The 15,821-nt window shown below is 67.3% G+C and carries 12 protein-coding genes and 5 pseudogenes; 10 read left to right on the top strand and 7 right to left on the bottom strand.

Annotated features, from left to right (window positions below; translation table 11 throughout):
* Window positions 1-428: 428 nt before the first annotated feature.
* Window positions 429-980, bottom strand: a complete 552-nt coding sequence (locus OG883_RS16390; protein WP_266540712.1) for an AAA family ATPase — start codon at window positions 978-980, stop codon at window positions 429-431.
* A 578-nt stretch (window positions 981-1,558) separates the two neighbouring features.
* Between OG883_RS16390 and OG883_RS16385 the strand changes: the two are divergent.
* The 3 genes and pseudogenes from OG883_RS16385 to OG883_RS16375 all read left to right on the top strand — a co-directional run.
* Window positions 1,559-1,756, top strand: a pseudogene (locus tag OG883_RS16385) (transposase); the annotation flags it as partial.
* Between the two features lie 240 nt (window positions 1,757-1,996).
* Window positions 1,997-3,235 (top strand): glycosyltransferase, encoded by a 1,239-nt coding sequence (locus OG883_RS16380; RefSeq protein WP_266540710.1) that lies wholly within the window; start codon window positions 1,997-1,999, stop codon window positions 3,233-3,235.
* 418 nt (window positions 3,236-3,653) lie between these two features.
* Window positions 3,654-3,860: pseudogene (locus OG883_RS16375) on the top strand (transposase); the annotation flags it as partial.
* On the opposite strand, the pseudogene OG883_RS16370 reads toward OG883_RS16375, so the two are convergent.
* Window positions 3,832-4,014, bottom strand: a pseudogene (locus tag OG883_RS16370) (ankyrin repeat domain-containing protein); the annotation flags it as partial. The pseudogenes OG883_RS16375 and OG883_RS16370 sit on opposite strands and share 29 nt — an antisense overlap.
* 776 nt (window positions 4,015-4,790) lie before the next feature.
* On the opposite strand from OG883_RS16370, the gene OG883_RS16365 reads away from it, so the two are divergent.
* A complete protein-coding gene (locus OG883_RS16365) occupies window positions 4,791-5,870 on the top strand; it encodes an IS110 family transposase (protein WP_266538647.1) in 1,080 nt (359 codons plus the stop codon).
* Window positions 5,871-5,935: 65 nt separating this feature from the next.
* Here the strand turns inward: OG883_RS16365 and OG883_RS16360 are convergent, their stop codons facing one another.
* Complete coding sequence (locus tag OG883_RS16360) at window positions 5,936-6,967, bottom strand: hypothetical protein (protein ID WP_266541611.1); 1,032 nt, start codon at window positions 6,965-6,967, stop codon at window positions 5,936-5,938.
* Between the two features lie 716 nt (window positions 6,968-7,683).
* Here OG883_RS16360 and OG883_RS16355 point away from each other — a divergent pair.
* The 5 genes from OG883_RS16355 to OG883_RS16335 all read left to right on the top strand — a co-directional run bounded on the left by OG883_RS16355 (window position 7,684) and on the right by OG883_RS16335 (window position 11,441).
* On the top strand, window positions 7,684-8,010 hold the full coding sequence (locus OG883_RS16355; protein WP_266540708.1) for a GYD domain-containing protein: 327 nt from the start codon (window positions 7,684-7,686) through the stop codon (window positions 8,008-8,010).
* Window positions 8,011-8,449: 439 nt separating this feature from the next.
* Window positions 8,450-9,007 carry an N-acetyltransferase gene (locus tag OG883_RS16350; protein ID WP_266540706.1) on the top strand — a complete coding sequence of 186 codons (558 nt, stop codon included), beginning with the start codon at window positions 8,450-8,452 and terminating at the stop codon, window positions 9,005-9,007.
* A 249-nt stretch (window positions 9,008-9,256) separates the two neighbouring features.
* Window positions 9,257-9,763 (top strand): DinB family protein, encoded by a 507-nt coding sequence (locus OG883_RS16345; RefSeq protein WP_266540704.1) that lies wholly within the window; start codon window positions 9,257-9,259, stop codon window positions 9,761-9,763.
* 257 nt (window positions 9,764-10,020) lie between these two features.
* The gene (locus OG883_RS16340; RefSeq protein WP_266540702.1) at window positions 10,021-10,692 is read left to right on the top strand and encodes a hypothetical protein; all 672 of its coding nucleotides are present in this window, start codon (window positions 10,021-10,023) and stop codon (window positions 10,690-10,692) included.
* 206 nt (window positions 10,693-10,898) lie between these two features.
* Window positions 10,899-11,441: a DUF6368 family protein gene (locus OG883_RS16335; RefSeq protein ID WP_266540700.1), complete on the top strand. Its 543-nt coding sequence runs from the start codon at window positions 10,899-10,901 to the stop codon at window positions 11,439-11,441.
* 321 nt (window positions 11,442-11,762) lie between these two features.
* Here OG883_RS16335 and OG883_RS16330 read toward each other — a convergent pair.
* Window positions 11,763-12,220 (bottom strand): annotated as a pseudogene (locus tag OG883_RS16330) (class I SAM-dependent methyltransferase); the annotation flags it as partial.
* Between the two features lie 130 nt (window positions 12,221-12,350).
* Window positions 12,351-12,965: a dihydrofolate reductase family protein gene (locus OG883_RS16325; RefSeq protein ID WP_266540698.1), complete on the bottom strand. Its 615-nt coding sequence runs from the start codon at window positions 12,963-12,965 to the stop codon at window positions 12,351-12,353.
* 72 nt (window positions 12,966-13,037) lie between these two features.
* Between OG883_RS16325 and OG883_RS16320 the strand changes: the two genes are divergently transcribed.
* On the top strand, window positions 13,038-13,673 hold the full coding sequence (locus OG883_RS16320) for a Ku protein (protein ID WP_323180911.1): 636 nt from the start codon (window positions 13,038-13,040) through the stop codon (window positions 13,671-13,673).
* Between the two features lie 224 nt (window positions 13,674-13,897).
* Here the strand turns inward: OG883_RS16320 and aac(3) are convergent, their stop codons facing one another.
* Together aac(3) and OG883_RS16310 are read right to left on the bottom strand one after the other, a co-directional pair.
* Window positions 13,898-14,752 (bottom strand): aminoglycoside 3-N-acetyltransferase, encoded by an 855-nt coding sequence (aac(3), locus tag OG883_RS16315; RefSeq protein WP_266540694.1) that lies wholly within the window; start codon window positions 14,750-14,752, stop codon window positions 13,898-13,900.
* A 62-nt stretch (window positions 14,753-14,814) separates the two neighbouring features.
* A pseudogene (locus OG883_RS16310) lies at window positions 14,815-15,700 on the bottom strand (IS5 family transposase).
* Window positions 15,701-15,821: the final 121 nt, after the last annotated feature.

Genomic DNA, 15,821 nt, shown 5'->3' with positions numbered 1-15,821 from the left:
CAGGACACGGCCACCACTGCGGCCGGGCCCAGACATGTGGGTCGATTGCTGTGTGAGCAGCTCGCTGAAGCGATTACGGCTATCCCCTCACAGGGCGCGATGCCGCTTCGCATCAGAGAAGGTCGCGTAGCGACGTGGCGGGGTTCAACACCAGCCGACGGAGGTCGCGCCCTCTGTCCCCCATTCGCGACAGGGGGTGTGTCCAGAAGGCGCGTAGCGCCAACGCATCTCGTTCGGGATCCGGAACTGCGGCACTTGAACCTGCGGACCATCAGCTGAATCACCACCGGCGCGGTGCCCACAGCAGCATCGGCAAGTTGACGCCCATACCGGCCATGCACCCTCCACGACGCCGTTCTTGTCGTGCCGTACGCCATCGATCCGCGGATCGCGGGTCTGGAGCACGAGCCCGCCGACTGAAGTGCTCCTCAAGCGCAGGGCGGACTACCCGTACGGACGCGGGCAAGCACGTTGTCGGCCAGCTCCCCCGGAGTCAGCTCACCGTCCAAGAACACGGTGTCACTGGGTAAGGTGTCGACTGCGGCCGTGCACGTCTCGATCCTGGCCTTGCACCACTGCCGGACCCGCTCATCCGTGGCGTGATCACCGGGGGTGAAGCTTCGTCCGTCGATCCTCTTTACCAAGACTTCTGCAGAGACTTTGAGGAAGAAGTGGTGGACGACGATGTTCGCGTCCTTCAGTGCACCGAAGATCTCGCAGACATACCCGCGGTTGACCAACGTCATGGGGACCAGGATGGGGCGTTGATACTCCTCGACCAGACCCACGGCCAGGTCCGCTACCTGTCTCCGCCACAGCCGCAGATCCTGGAAATCACCGGTCGGCACCTCCACGATCTCGCGCAACGCGTACCCGACAAGCTCCGGGTCATAGACCAACGCCTCGGGCCAGCGCATACGCAGTTCATTCACCAGAGTGCTTTTCCCGCTGCCGAACGCACCGTTCACCCAGACGATCACACGCTTCTCCCACCCCGTCGTCGGGCGCCCGCGCCCCGGGCACGGCCATGTCCAGACAGCACACAGCGACGCCCAGGTGGGGCCCAAATCGCACTGACAGATCATGCCCGAATGATCGCTAAGTGAGGTCGAAACCCGCGGACATGCGGGCCAGATCACACTGCCGGAGCCAGCCGAGATCAGCCTCTGCGAGGAGCCGTATAGACGTGGCCGAACGGTTGAGCATCCCATTTTGATCCGTCCAATGAACCGTGTAATACAGCCACCACGGCAACCCATCGACCGTCACCGGCCACAGGACACCCCTACCCGGGGTTCCGGATAGGCGTCGGGTAGTGACGGTTTGGTGACCCCTGCGGTATGCCGGTGGTATGCGGTACGCACAAGGCGGGGGCCTGACCGCCGAGCGGCGGGTTCTCGTGAACGGGTGCAGCTCGAGGCCGCGGAGGGTGAAGAAGAGCGCGGTGATCGCGATGCTCTTGCGCGGAGACAGGAGTGATTGATTCTATGATCCGTGTATCGCGGGCACCAATGGGGAGTTGGGCACCAGGGTCGCGGAGCGCGCCCGGGCCCCGGTGCCACTGATCGCCCGCAGGGGCACCGAGCACGGTTCCGGCCTGGGCACGCAACGCTGGGTTGTGGAGCGGGCGTTCGCTCACCGGCACTGGTTCCGACGCCTGCGAATCCGCTGGGAGAGACGCGACGACATCCACGAAGCGTTCCTCAACCTGGGATGCGCACTGATCTGCCGGCGACGCCTGAACTCACTGCGATAGGGGCTCCTGAGACGGCGTGCGACGCATGGGAGGTCCCTCCTGGGCGACACTACCGCCGTACGCGGCGCACCGCCGCATCGCGAGGAAGCTGTCGTTCCACAGCGGACGTGAAGGCAAAGGAGGGCACTCACTCCTTTTGCATGATCAACATATAGCGCACCGGGGGGCTTGCGGCAAGACCCGGGTGATACCGCAGAATCGCCCACCGAAGCCAGAACCTGCGGAAATGAGAGTCACGAAATGCGTGTGTTGTTTTCGACGTACGGGTCGCGCGGGAGCGTCGAACCGATAGCGGGACTCGCGGTGCGGTTGCGGGAACTGGGCGCGGAGGTGCGGGTGTGCGCGCCGCCGGACGAGGAGTTCACGGAGCGGCTGGCCGAGGTCGGCGTGGAGGTGGTGCCGACCGGCCGGCCGGTGCGCCCGCTGGTGACCTCGGTGACGCCGGGGTCGGTGGTGGGCCTGGCGCAGCGTGCGGCCGAGTTGATGGCCGCACAGTTCGACACGGTCGCCGCGGCGGCTGAGGGATGTGATGCGCTGGTGGCGACCGGCCCGTTGCCGGTCACGGCCGGCGCGCGGTCGGTGGCCGAGAAACTGGGCATCCGCTACGTGCACGCGAGCCACCAGCCGGTCAGCCTGCCGTCGCCGTACCGCCGACCGCCCGTGCGGCGCGGGCAGCCGCTGCCACCGGAGGCGACCGACAACCAGGCACTGTGGGACCAGGACGCCCAGATCGCGAACGCGATGTTCGGCGAGGTGCTCAACACCCACCGGGCATCGGTCGGCCTGCCACCGGTGGACAACATCCGCGACTACGCCTTCACCGACCACCCGTGGCTGGCCACGGACCCGATCCTGGCCCCGTGGCAGCCGACGGACCTCGACGTGGTGCAGACCGGCGCGTGGACCCTGACCGACGAACGCCCGCTCCAGGCCGAGCTGGTGGCGTTCCTGGACGCCGGCACACCACCCGTGTACGTGGGCTTCGGCAGCACGCCCATGAGCGCCCCGAAGGACGTCGCCCGGGTGACCATCGAGGCGATCCGCGCGCACGGGCGCCGCGCCGTCGTCTCCCGCGGCTGGGCCGACCTGCCCCTGATCGACGACCAGGACGACTGCTTCACCGTCGGCGAGGTCAACCATCAGGCACTGTTCCGCCGGGTGGCCGCCGCCGTACACCACGGCAGCGCGGGCACCACGACGACCGCCACCCGGGCCGGCGCGCCTCAGGTGGTGGTACCCCAGGGAGGAGACCAGCCGTACTGGGCCGGCCGGGTGGCCGACCTGGGCATCGGCGCGGCACACGACGGTCCGACCCCGACCACCGAGTCCCTGTCAGCCGCACTCAAGACGGCCCTGACCCCCGAGACCCGCGCACGAGCAACCGCCGTGGCCGGCACGATCCGCACCGACGGGACAACGGTGGCCGCGAAACTGCTGCTCGCCGCCGTCAGCCAAGAAGGGCCGCCCATGTCCACGTGAACCACACGGGATCGTCCAGCCGGTGCCCGGCGCCGGGTCCAGCCGGTGCCCGGCGCCGGGTTGCACCGCCGACTCGGCGTGCCCGAAGAGACCCGAAGAGACCGGCATACTCCGCGAGTTCCGCGGCAGCAGCCCGACGTCGTACGCACCAGCGAGCAAGAACACCGGCCTCCAGGATCATTCCGTCAGGGGTGCTTAGAGGTTGCAGCCGCCGGCCACCTCAATGTTCTGTGCGGTGATTTAGCGGCTCTCCTCGGAGAGCAGGGTGGCGATCACCATGCCGATGTCGTCGGGTTGGCCGACCCGGCCGAGCGCGGTCTTCGCCGCGAGGCCGGGATGACCTCGGGGAACCGCTCGAAGGCGTTGTCGGCGATCCGGGTGCGGGTCGAACCCGGCGCGACGGCGTTGACGCGGATGCAGCCGAGGCATCCGGCACCGCATCGCCCGCAAGGGAGTTGAGACCTCGCAGCGGTTGGGACGTCACCGTTGGACCATCGAACGCACCATGTCCTGGCTCGCCGGCCGCCGCCGTCTCCACCGTCGATACGAGCGCAAGGCCGAGCACTTCCTCGCCTTCACGAGCATCGCGTGCACCCTCATCTGTTACCGGCGGCTCGCCCGCTGATGTGGGCCCGCAGTAGCTTCACCGCCAGGTCGTGGCCGTAATGATCGGCCACGACCATGGGGGTGTGACCCTCTGGATCTGCGAGCTCCGGGTCAGCCCCGAAGGCCAGCAGCACAGCAGTGGTATGCACAGGCAACGGCTGGCCGCTCTGGATCTGCAGGCCGGTTTCAACAGGCGCTCCTTGGACCCTGTCATCCGCGTGCCCTTGCCAGACTGCCCCCCTCGCGGGGCAGCAACGCGGCACGACCACGGCCGTCACCGGGCCGAGGACCGGCAGACCGGTGGTGGAGAACCAGAGCGCGGCGGCCCCCAGCAGCAACGCGCAGAAAACGCACGAAGAAGCGGCCCGCAAGCAGGGGCTGGCTCCGACCATGCTGTCCCAGGAACGTAAGGGCAACTGAAACGCTCAGTCACACCTCGTGTGACTGAGCGATTCACTTGGCGGTGGAGCGCTTCGCTTGGCGGGGATGAGCGTCTGAGTTGGCGAAGTGGCCGCCGGCACGGGCCGGTCAGGGGCCTTGTGGGCGTTCGGTTCAGGGGCCGGACGGCGCTGGGAAGGCGATGCGATCACCGAGTCGCTCGTTCAGGAACCTCGGCACTGTTCGAACCCCTCTGCCCACGCCGGCCTCCACCTCACCGGCCCAGCATCCTCACGGAACGTGGTCGTACCGCAGGTTCGGCCGGTATGCCCGACTGACAGTGAGGATGTACGTGAGCGTTCCCCGGCGGGGTCTGACCCACCGACTGACTGACTTCGGGTCCTCAACGGGATTTGTCGGCTCCGGCCGGGGGGCGCTCGCGTGCATCCGCCGGACCGGGGGGCGTGACTTCATAAGAGCCTGGCCAGAGGCCCCATCACTGTCTTGTCCGCCCTCCCGGCCGACGGGTGCCATCCTGCCCGGTCGAATGGAGAGGACGGCACGATCCACGATGGCACAGCATGAGGTCGAGGTCACCGGCGGCGTCGACACCCACAAGGACACCCACACCGCGGCCGCGGTCGACGCGGCCGGCCGGGTCCTGGGCTCGGCCCAGTTCCCCGCCTCCGCGCTCGGATACCGCAAGCTCCTGACCTGGCTCCGCTCCTTCGGCGTCCTGGTCCTGGTCGGAGTTGAGGGCACCGGAGCCTACGGCGCGGGCCTGTCCCGCCACCTGCGTGAACACGACGTGACGGTGGTCGAGATCGACCGCCCGGACCGCAAGACCCGTCGCTGGCAGGGCAAGTCCGACCCGGTCGACGCCGAGGCAGCGGCCCGGGCCGCGCTGGCCGAACGCCGCACCGGCACCCCGAAGTTTCGTGACGGCCGCGTCGAGGCCCTGCGGGCCCTGCGGGTCGCCCGCCGCAGCGCGGTCCAGCAAAGGGCCGACGTCACCCGGCAGATCAAGACCCTGATCATCACCGCACCGGAAGGGGTCCGCACCATGCTGCGGCACCTGAAGGACAAGGACCTGCTGACCATCTGCGCGGCATTCCGCCCCAGCCCCGGCCAGGCGGGCGACCCGGTCACCGCGACGAAGATCGCCCTGCGCTCCCTCGCCCGCCGCCACCGCGACCTGGGCCAGGAGATCGACGAACTGGACGAGCTCATAGCCCCACTCACCCAGGAGATCAACCCGGTCCTGAGCGAGCTCAACGGCGTCGGCCCGGACGTCGCGGGCCAACTGCTGGTCACCGCGGGCGACAACCCCGGCCGGCTCCGCTCCGAGGCCGCGTTCGCGATGCTCTGCGGCGTCGCCCCACTGCCGGCCTCATCCGGCCGCACCCACCGCCACCGCCTCAACCGGGGCGGCGACCGCGCCGCGAACGCCGCCCTCTACCGAATCGTTCTCTGCCGGCTGCGCTGGGACCAGCGCACCCGCACCTACATGGAACGACGCACCAAAGAAGGCCTCTCGAAGAAGGAGATCATCCGCTGCCTCAAGCGGTTCATCGCCCGCGAGATCTTCCACGTCCTGACCACCACCAACGCCACAGCAGCGGCCCCGAGTCACCTCACAACCGCCGCTTGACATCCATAAGAGCATCCTCCTCCGACGCCGACACAGGCGGCACTGGCTCCACCTGCCGCCGGGCGTCACCCCTGTGCATCCTCCGGGAACTCCTCATCCTCAAAGGCCGCGTCCGAGGCTCCCCCGACGAAGCTCTCCATCAGCTCGTCCATCTTCACCTCGGTAGCTCCGGCCGGAGCCGTGGCCTCTTCGCCCTTGCCCATGCGCAGCACAAGTGCGAGCTTCTTCACCTTCGCGTCTTCCGCCAGCTTGGCAAGATCCACGGACACCTCGGTCAGCGCACCGTTGCGGAGCGTGAAGTGGGCCGTGACCTTCTTGTTCGGCGCCTCCTTGAGGTCCTTGTCCGTTGGCAGCTCGACACCCGGCGGCAGGTCCTTCGACAGCGGGCGGATCTCGTCGATCAGCTCGGCGAGCAGGGTGCGGAAGGGAGCGGTGGCGGTGATGCGCTCGGTGCCGTCCTTCCCGTCGGCGGTCTGGAAGTCGACCTTGCGAGCGATGACCTCCCGGAGGGCCTTCATGAGCTTCTTCTGCGTCTTGGCGTCGAGCGTGGGTTCCGCCGACGGCTTCCCACCCTCCGGGCCCTGCATTTCGTCCATCTCGTCGCGGGTTTTCTCAAGGTCCTTCGTCGCGACCTTGACCCATTCGCCCTCAAGCAGCTTCTTGAAGGCTCCAGCGCTCTCGGGCAGGTCGTCGGCGGACGGCATGGGGCTGCCGGTCATCTTCTCGAAGCCGTCCACGTCGGCGCGGAAATACGTGTACTTGCCGACGAGCCGGTACTCGAACAGGTCACCGTCCGGGCTGCTGAACTTCATGGCCATGCCGGTGATGTCCTTGTCGCCGGACTCGGCCAAAGGCTTCTTGGACTGCATGGAGACGGAGATCCGCCCACCACTGAGCAACTCGGCGACCTCGTCCGGAATCTCCTCGCCAGGCTCCGCGTCGGCATCCAGCGCCTTCAGTGTCTTGGCGTCGGCGTCCAGGTCGAGCTCGAAGGAGAGCGAGTGCTCCTTGCCGAGCTTGTCGAAGGCCCGGTCGAGCTTCTGCCCGGCGGACAGGTTTTCCACCGTGCCGCAGGCGGCGGAGCCGGCCAGGACCACAGTGGCGACGGCAGTGGCGGTCAGAGTCTTGCGTATGGCGGAAATGACGATCTCCTCGTAGGCGCGACCACGACGGTGGTCGCTGAGAAGACTGATCAACCCCATAAAAGGTTGCACGCCACGCGCGGGTCGATCAACTGACGCGGGTTCGCGCGCCGTCACCCTGCCTGCCAACTCAGACGCTCACCCCCCAAACCCAGCGCTCGTCCGCCAAGTGAAGCGCTCAGTCACAGCCGTGTGACTGAGCGTTCCAGTTGGCCAGTTGAGCGTGTGCGCGGGCAGGGTGGCGCCTACCGAGGCCATTGGACGGATTCCGGTGATCTCCCGTGGTAGAGCGACGCGGCTGCGGTGTCCCGGAGGCATGGACTCCTCGGATGGCGTTGCCGTACACGACGCCAGTCCCGTCTGGTCGCGCGCTTGCGCCATGGACGAGCTCTCCCTGCCGTACGCCGTCCCCGTGGAGGCCGTCAGCCAGCTCAGCAATGATCCGGTGTGGCTGCGTACGTGGACCATGGTGTGGAGGTACGGGCCCCCGATCTCTCGCCCCATCACAGCTCCCGCCCAAAGCCCCTTCACACTGCCGGGGCGGCCCCACTCACCTGTCGACAGTGGGCCACGCCGGTCATCGTCCCCGGCCGTTCGGGGGACGCGCGGGACGCTCCGGCGCTTCTCCCGCCCAGCGGGGGCATCCCTTGATGAAACGAAAGGGAGACACAATGCCGCTCTATCTATCGAGGTTCAGCTACACACCGGAGACTTGGGCGAGGCTGATCGGCCACCCCGAGGACCGCGCAAAGGCAGCTCAGTCGTACATCGAGTCCGTCGGTGGGAAGCTCCATGGCTTCTGGTATGCCTTTGGCACGCACGACGGCTATAACCTGTGGGAAGCTCCGGACAACGTGTCCATGGCCGCAGTTGCACTGGCGATTAGTGGAGGCGGCGCGCTTAGCTCGTTCGAGACGACCGTTCTCCTGACCGTCGATGAAACGGTGGATGCCCTGCGCACAGCCGAGCGAGTCCAGTACCGGGCTCCTGGCGTGTAGCGGTGAGCAATGCCTGGAATCTGTGGATCGGCCATTCGCTACCCGCCTCCGCCCCATGCTCGCAGACCTAAGGCTTGTCCCGCCCATGGCGGTTGGGCGCGCATCAAGTGCTGAGCGGATACTCGCGAGACTCCGACGGGGCAGCTGTGGCAGCCTGCGGACATGCCTGAGCTGCGCGTTCATGCAGGCCGCCACTGCGCCATCCAGTGCCACTACGCCTTGCCGGACGACGGCTGGTGTGTAGAGCTGAGCGAGGCCGTCCCGGCGCCGGTTGCGTCCTGCCGACGATCAGCCGAGTGATCGACGTCTGTCCTTCCTCAACCGTCTGCCCATACTGGCCCAGCACCGTCTCACTGCCCTTGGTGGGTAAGATCCGGGAGTTTCAGCGGCCGCGAGTGCGCGCCGAGCGCATTTGCGTGACCGTTCGAGGGGGAACCACATGACGCAGCAAGGGATCATCGCGATAGGGCGCATGGATGGATCGGCCGCAGTGCAGGCCGAGGACGCGTTCAAGCTGATCTACGCCGAAGCGTTCGCGGAGCCTCCGTACAACGAGACCGAGGACGACATCGCCGCCGCCTTCCGCCGCTTCCCCGTACAGGCTCGCAACCGCACCTTTCGCGCTGTCTTGGCCCGTACCTCGGAGGGCGAGCCGATCGGCATGGCGTACGGCTACCCGCTCGGGCCCGATACGGTGTGGTGGGACGAACTGACCGAGCCCGTGCCCGACGACATGCGGCGCGAGGACGGGCACCGCACCTTCGGGCTCATGGAACTAGCCGTGCGCGGACCGTGGCGCGGACAGGGTGTTGCGCGGCGTCTGCACAAGACGCTGCTCGACGGCATCGGAGCCGAGCGGGTGCTGTTGAACGTCCACCCGGCGAGCAAGGCGGCGTCGGCCGCTTACCGGGCGTGGGGATACCGCAAGATCGGCGAGGCGCGGCCATGGGGCGAGGGCGCGGAGCTCCATGACGTGATGCTGCTCGATCTGCGCTGAAAGCAGTCTGTGAACTCGTAGCCTGGAGCCAGCCGTCCACATCCACAGCCAAGACGAGCACGTCATCCCCTACAAGATCATGTGCTGGTTCGTGGAGCAGGTGGCCGAGCAGGTTGAACGCTGCCGCCTCGCGTTCGGGCAGGGAGCACCTGAAGCAGTGGATGATCACACAACGACTGTGTGATCACGGCGTCGAAGCCGACCCGTTCCAGGGTGTGTTTCGGAAGTGGATCAAGCTAGGGTGCCTCGGTGACAGACACTCAACCGCGCCGCGACGTAGGTCCACCCGGCAATGACTCCGATGAGAAGTCGACTCTGCTCGCGTTCCTGAACTACGTCCGGGATGCGGTGGCTGCTAAGACGCAGGGCCTTGACGACGAGCAAGGACGTACTTCTGGAGTGCCCTCTGGCACCAGCGTCTTCGGCCTGGTCAAACACCTGACTTCGGCGGAGCTCTACTGGTTCGTCTGGGCCTTCGAGGGCGCCGACGTCGCGCATCCGGACTTCGGCATGGAGCTCGCCGAGGGTGACAGCGCTGAGAGTCTTCTTGCCGCCTATCGCGGCGCCATCGAGCGATCCAACGAAATCATCGAGGGTTGTGACGACTTGAACCGTCCGTGCGCTCGGGCGGCCGGCAAAGCCGAGGCTATGCGATCGATGCGTTGGGTGCTGGTACATATGATTGAAGAGACCGCCCGCCATGCGGGCCATGCCGACATCCTCCGGGAACAGGCTGACGGTTCCGTCGGCAGGTGACTCCGTGCGCTTGTGCTTGAGCGCCGGCGTTGCACAAGATGCGCGTACGTGGGGGGCTACAGCCACTCGTTGATGGCCGCGACGAGGGTGGTCGCCTCATAGGGGACGGCGAGCTTCTCGTAGCGGGGGGCGACTGCCCGGTGCCTCTGGAGATCCAAGATCTGCTTCCGATGCACGCCCCAGCTGTATTGCTCACCGCGGCCAGGACGCAATGTTCAGGAGTCTCGACAGCATCGGCCGCTTCTAGAGTGATCTGTATGCCGATACCCGTACATGCCCTCGCCCACCGACCGTTGACCGCTGCGGCCGTTGCCGAGCTCGTCGCCCTGCCGGCCGTACCGCAGGTCCCCGACGACGTCGATGCCATGGACGCGGAGCTGCAACAACGCGGATGGAGCTGGGATCACGAACTGGTCTGCGACTCCTTCCGCACCGGATACGGACACGTGCTGTGCAGCGACGGCGGCAACCCGTTCGGGCACCCGGACGCCCGGCGCTTCCTCGTCTTCGGCGAGCTGTACCCCCTCGACCCGGACGACGAGAGCATGACCAATGGACCGTGGCTGTACGACCTCATGGACGACTGGCAGCAGCTGCCCGGCTGGAGTGGCCGCAGACCATGCACCGACCAGGACTGCGAGGCCGTGCTCGCGCAGGCAGCGCAGGCGGTGACCGAACACCTGGGCACAGCCCCTGAGCGGACGATTCTGTCGTCCGTAGCCGTGGTCACCGGTCCCGCGCTGACGCACCGCATCTGGCGCACCCCCACCCACGCCCTGGTACTCGGACCGGCGGCCGACAACGGCCCCTACGGCTTCCTCACCCACCTGCAGCTGTCCTGCACCCCACTCGCCTGCGGTCCCCGCCTGCCCCCTGCGGACGACGAAGACGGTCTGGTCAGATGGGTCACCGCACACGTCGACTGGTGACTCCGGCGCTGAGACGGGTGCCCGGCAGGAGAGCCGCCGGCCGGGTGCTGTCCATTCTGGTGAGCATCGAGCACGGCCCAGATTGAGCGCCTCCCGAAGTGCTGAACATCCGCTGCCGGAAGTCGGGTTCTGGCTCAACTTCTGTGGCGCCGGCACGCTGAGTATTCGGTTGGGGGTTACAGTCCCGGCTGGCCAGGCTCCGAGCCATGAGTGGACCGGTATTGGTGATCGAGTTGGCGGAGGCCGTCCCCCGCGCGGCGATCCAGCGGCTCCGCAACTCTCTGGCTTGCACCTCGGCACGGTTTGAGGAGAAGCGGGTCGGCGAGTACGACCTGCACGTTCACGCAGAGAGCCTCGGCATCACGAACACCGGAGGCGTCGACGGACGTCGACCCGTCCTTGTCTCTCTCATGGGGCCCGGCATCGGCGACGAAGCCATTTTCGACGCCGAGCGCGCCGACGAAGTCGACCAGGAACCTCTCGTCGGCTTCACCCCGACCCACGCCGTCGACGTCATCGCGTTCTGCAGCAGCCCAGTCGACCACGTCGTCACGGCTCTGTTGACCGCCGCCGTCATGGACGTGATCGGTGGCGTTGCCAACGCCGAACTACGGGAGGACCAGGTGCCCATCGTGGCCGGCCTTCCGGGCATCGTCGCAACGACGACCGATCCATGGCCTGCCGCGTACGGCTCGGCGGAGTTCCTCAGAGCGTGGGTCCAGCAGCCTGGTTTCCGGCTCCTGAAATAGCTGGAACTCGTTCAGCCGCTCAGGCGAGTAGTACCCGCTTGCGTAACGTGTGGGCGGCGAACCCATGCCACTTCCCGCGTTGAAGGCGAGCTGCCGGCGCCCGCGCGGAAGAGCTGCTCACCTCTCGCCAAGGCGATGCGATCGTTGGCCGGCAGACCGTCGGCGTGATCCGCGAGGGCACACGCGACTACCAGGAACTGCCCGCCACACCCGACGCATTTGTCTGGCTGCGCTCAATCTGGAGGAAGCCTGGCGAAAGGGAGTCCCCGTGGTCCCAGGCAGCCACTCTGCTGGACTCTGCACCGCCCGTGTCGGCCGTTGAACTACGACGCGGCCCCGCGACGCGAGTACCCGCCGGAATTCGGCGAAGTACGAGGACATGTCCTGCGGTGGGGTGTGAATGACCGAATACCAGAACACGATGCCGTTCAGGTTGCCGTCGGCCAGGTCCAGGGCGTCCATGGATCCGACCTCGAACCGCAGGTCTTGGTATGCCTCGCGGGTGAGATCGATCATCACCGGCGACAGGTCGACGCCGAAGACATCCAGCCCCGGTCCCGCAGGTGCGCGGTCACACGTCCAGCGCCGCACCCCAGCTCGGCAACGGGCCCGGCAACCGGCCCGGCACCGGTGGTCCGCGCGAGCTCGGCGAACGCAGCGAGCACCGCGCGATCCAGCGGAAGAGCGTCAAGCTCATTGCGGGCGAATTCGGCGTAGCGGACTGCGACGGCATCGTAGGCATCCGCTGTCGCACAGAGGTGCGGGGAGGATTCAGTCACAAGCGACGACACCAGAGTCTCCCCTGTCGCGCTGACGACTGCCCCATCGGTCAGTACACCTGGACCGCCGAAAGCCCTCGGCCCCGGCAGCAGTAGCGGGCTGCCGGGGCCGAGCTCTACCCGTGCCGGGTCACTTCAGGAAGCGGTACTTCAGGTGGGTGGCGAGGGGCGTGCCGACCACCCTGACCGGCTCGAGGTCCCACCGCCCGGCGCCGTGTCCCTCGAAGAGCCGCAGCCCCGCTCCGAGGAGCGCGGGCACCACGTGCAGCTGCAGCTCGTCGATGAGCCCCTCCCTGAGGTACTGCTGCACCGTGCTCGCCCCGCCCGCGATGTCGACGTTCCTGTCCCCGGCGGCGGCCTTCGCCTGGTCGAGGGCGCTGTGGATACCGTCGGTGACGAAGGTGAAGGTGGTGCCGCCCTCCTTGACCAGGGACGGCCGGGGGCGGTGGGTGAGCACGAAGACCGGGACCCGGAACGGCGGGTTGTCGCCCCAGAACTCCTCGCCCGTGTCGTACATCATCCGGCCCATGACCACCGCTCCGGTGGCGTCGAACCACTCGCGCATCAGCTCGGAGTCGCGGTTCTCCTCCCCGCCGGTCATCCCCTGGCGCTCCCGCCAGCTCGCCAGGTTGTGGATCCACTCGAAGAGCGGCTCGGCGCCGTCGCCTCCCGGGTTGTCGATGGCGACGTTGGTGCCGGCGATGTAGCCGTCGAGGGAAATGGCCAAATCCGCGGTTACGGTCACGATGGGGTGCTCCTGAAGTCCTGGGATGTGGTGCCTTCACTCTCGCGTCGATCGGGAACCGGCGCATTCGACATGCCCAGCGACATGCGGCAGTCTCCGCCCGCCCGGCTTCGGCCGCGAGCTCTACAAACGCCGACGCAAGATCGAGTGCCGGATCGGCCTGCTGAAGCAGGCCCGCGGGGTCGCCACGAGGTACGACAGGCTCGCTGTCCGCTACGAAAGCCCCCGTCCAACTCACCCTCATACGGCAGCCACTGTGACCACATCTCAAACACGGCCCAGTTCGGAGAAATCCCGTACGAGGAAGTCGGCCGCGGCTTCGCGCTCCCGGACGGCCACATGGTGCCGCTCACGGAAGAGGACCTGGCCCACCTTCCGCTCCCGACGAAACGTGCCTTCGAGGTACTCGGCTTCGTCCCCGGACAGAACATCGCCCCGATCACGTACGGCAAGCCGTACTACACGGTGCCCGTCGGCCCGCGTGCCCACCGTCCGTACGCCCTGCTCGTTGAGGTCCTCGCCCGTACCGGCTGCGTGGGCGTGGCCAAGATCGCCATCAGGAGTCGCGAAGGCCTGGCGCTGTTGCGGCCACGGCACAGAGTGCCCGTTCTGCAGACCCTGCTCTGGGAGGACGGGCTGTGTGAACCGGGCGACCTTGCCCCCTCCGTGCCGGTACGGACCGGGAACTGGAGCCGGCCGAGGTCTTGATCAGGGAACTTGTCGGCATCGAGACGCGCGAGCTGCACGCCGAGTACGCGCACGCCCTGGAGCAACTGGTCGAGGCAAAGGCCGACGCCCGGGAGCTGGCCGAGCATCCGCAGACCCCGCCGCCGGTGGATGTGGTGCTGCTCGCCGGTCTGTGGGCTGCTGCTCCCAGGTCCTGTCTCGTCGATCACGGGCAGAGCCGAGTGAACAGTCTGTCGTTGGCCGGGTTACCGGGATTTGCCCAGTTTCTCTTCGATCCAGGTGATGCCGAAGTTCACGACTTCGCCAGCTTCGAACAAGTAACTTTCGGCGGCGCCGATCATGCCCATGCTGCCGATTCCGGCGGCGAGCATGTCCTGGGCGATGGCCTCGAAGGGGTCCTGTCTCTCAGGCACTACAGAGGAGTAGTCAAAGGCCCCGTCTTCCGAGTCGATGTCGTGGAAACGCCGCCAGACCCGCTCCCCATCAACGAGGATCGGCTGCTCATAGTCTACGAATCGCTTGCCGGGGGCTTCGGCGAGCGCCTCGGCCTGATGCAGGAGCGTGAGGGAGTCCAGCGGGGCGCCCAGGAGAAGAACCCGGCCGCCCATCGTGACCAGCCGGGCCAGCGGGCTGTCGGGGCCGTGCGGGTCGTCCCAGGGATGGTCGGCCATCAGCATGGTTGCCGCCGCACCGAGTGCGGCGAAGCTGGCGTCGGGGTGTCGGCTGCGTACAGCGCTTGGCCAGCGGCGCAGTGCTTCTGGGAGCCGTCCGTTGTTGTGGTCTGCCTCGCTGAGTTCGAGGTCGTATGCGGGGTGCCCTGCGCGCAGGGCGTCCTGCCAGGCTTGCGGCCAGTCGGTGAAGTCATAGGGCGGGGCGTCGTTCCAGCCGCAGGTCACCATCAAGGTTCCCTGCTCTCCCACGACATCGCGGAGGGCACCGATGACCGTCTGAGGGCCGCCTGCCACGTACCCGAGGGCGGACATCCGCGTGTGGAACATCACGATGTCGCCGTCGGTGAGGCCGAGCGCGGTCAGGTCATGGATGAGCCGACTGCGGGTGACTGGGCCATCGGAGCGCTTGAGCAGGGCCTGTTCGTCCATGAACGCGACGGTATCCGTCGCCCATGGGCTGACGACAACTGATTAACGTCCCACCGCGAGGGTCATGATCGGAGCCAGATGAGGAGGGCAGCGGCAGTCACGGTGCCAAGGCAGACGTATCCGCGCTTGTCATAACGGGCGGCCACGGCTCTGAACTGTTTTAGCTTTCCGATGGCCCGTTCCACCATGTTGCGATCTTTGTACCGCGCCTTGTCGAATCCCGGAGGCCGTCCGCCGTGTGAACCCCGGCGCAGGCGGGCGGCCTTGTGGTCCTTCTTCTCCGGGATCACATGCCGGATCCCACGCTTGCGGAGGTAGCTGCGGATCTTGCGGTTGCTGTACGCCTTGTCTGCTCCGACGCTGTCCGGCGTGCGGCGCGGGCGACCAGATCTCCTGCGGGGGACGCGGATCTTGTCCATGATCGGCTCGAACTGTGTGCAGTCCGCCCGCTGGCCCGGCGTGATGAGCAGGGACAACGGGCGGCAGCGACCCCGGCGATATGGATTTTGCTGGTAAGCCCGCCACGGGACCGGCCAAGGGCCTCGCCTGCCGCACCACCTCCTCCAGCACGTCGCGCAGGCTCGCCGCCGCCGTCCGGGGCTGAACCGATCTTTTTGGGGCCCCTTTTGGGCGCGCCGGCGGCGGGCTGGTGGGCGCGCGCGACTGTGGAGCAACGTTGATGTTCCAGTCGATGTCGCCCTCGGCGTCGGCGACAGCCTGGACGTGCTGGAGGAGCCTCTCCCAGGTGCCGTCGGCCGACCACAGCAGGTGGCGTTTGTGGACGGTCTTCCACGGGCCGAAGCGTTCAGGCAGCTCGCGCCACTGCACGCCGGTGCTCAGCCGGTGAATGAACCCGTTGATTACCTGGCGGTGGTCCCGCCACCGGCCAGACCGGTTATTGCTCACCGGTAGCAGAGGCTCCAGCACAGCCCACTCGTCGTCAGTCAGATCCCCCCCGACTCATCATGAGCAGAACAACGAGCTCCCTGATCGAAGAGACACGGCCTACTGCCAACAAGCGACGACACACCGTGGCCCGCCCCAGACGGCACACGGCTGCTGCTCGTGC

Origin of the sequence: Streptomyces sp. NBC_01142 (assembly GCF_026341125.1) — a bacterium.
Classification (GTDB): domain Bacteria; phylum Actinomycetota; class Actinomycetes; order Streptomycetales; family Streptomycetaceae; genus Streptomyces.
Note: the sequence above shows the minus strand (reverse complement) of the source record. Positions and strands in the feature narration are given on the sequence as shown.

Coding starts and splice junctions, on each gene's coding strand:
- OG883_RS16340 (WP_266540702.1), top strand. CDS start 10,021: ATGCCGATACCCGTACATGCCCTCGCCCACCGACCGTTGACCGCTGCG.
- OG883_RS16350 (WP_266540706.1), top strand. CDS start 8,450: ATGACGCAGCAAGGGATCATCGCGATAGGGCGCATGGATGGATCGGCC.
- OG883_RS16355 (WP_266540708.1), top strand. CDS start 7,684: ATGCCGCTCTATCTATCGAGGTTCAGCTACACACCGGAGACTTGGGCG.
- OG883_RS16365 (WP_266538647.1), top strand. CDS start 4,791: ATGGCACAGCATGAGGTCGAGGTCACCGGCGGCGTCGACACCCACAAG.
- OG883_RS16320 (WP_323180911.1), top strand. CDS start 13,038: ATGCCCAGCGACATGCGGCAGTCTCCGCCCGCCCGGCTTCGGCCGCGA.
- OG883_RS16380 (WP_266540710.1), top strand. CDS start 1,997: ATGCGTGTGTTGTTTTCGACGTACGGGTCGCGCGGGAGCGTCGAACCG.
- OG883_RS16335 (WP_266540700.1), top strand. CDS start 10,899: ATGAGTGGACCGGTATTGGTGATCGAGTTGGCGGAGGCCGTCCCCCGC.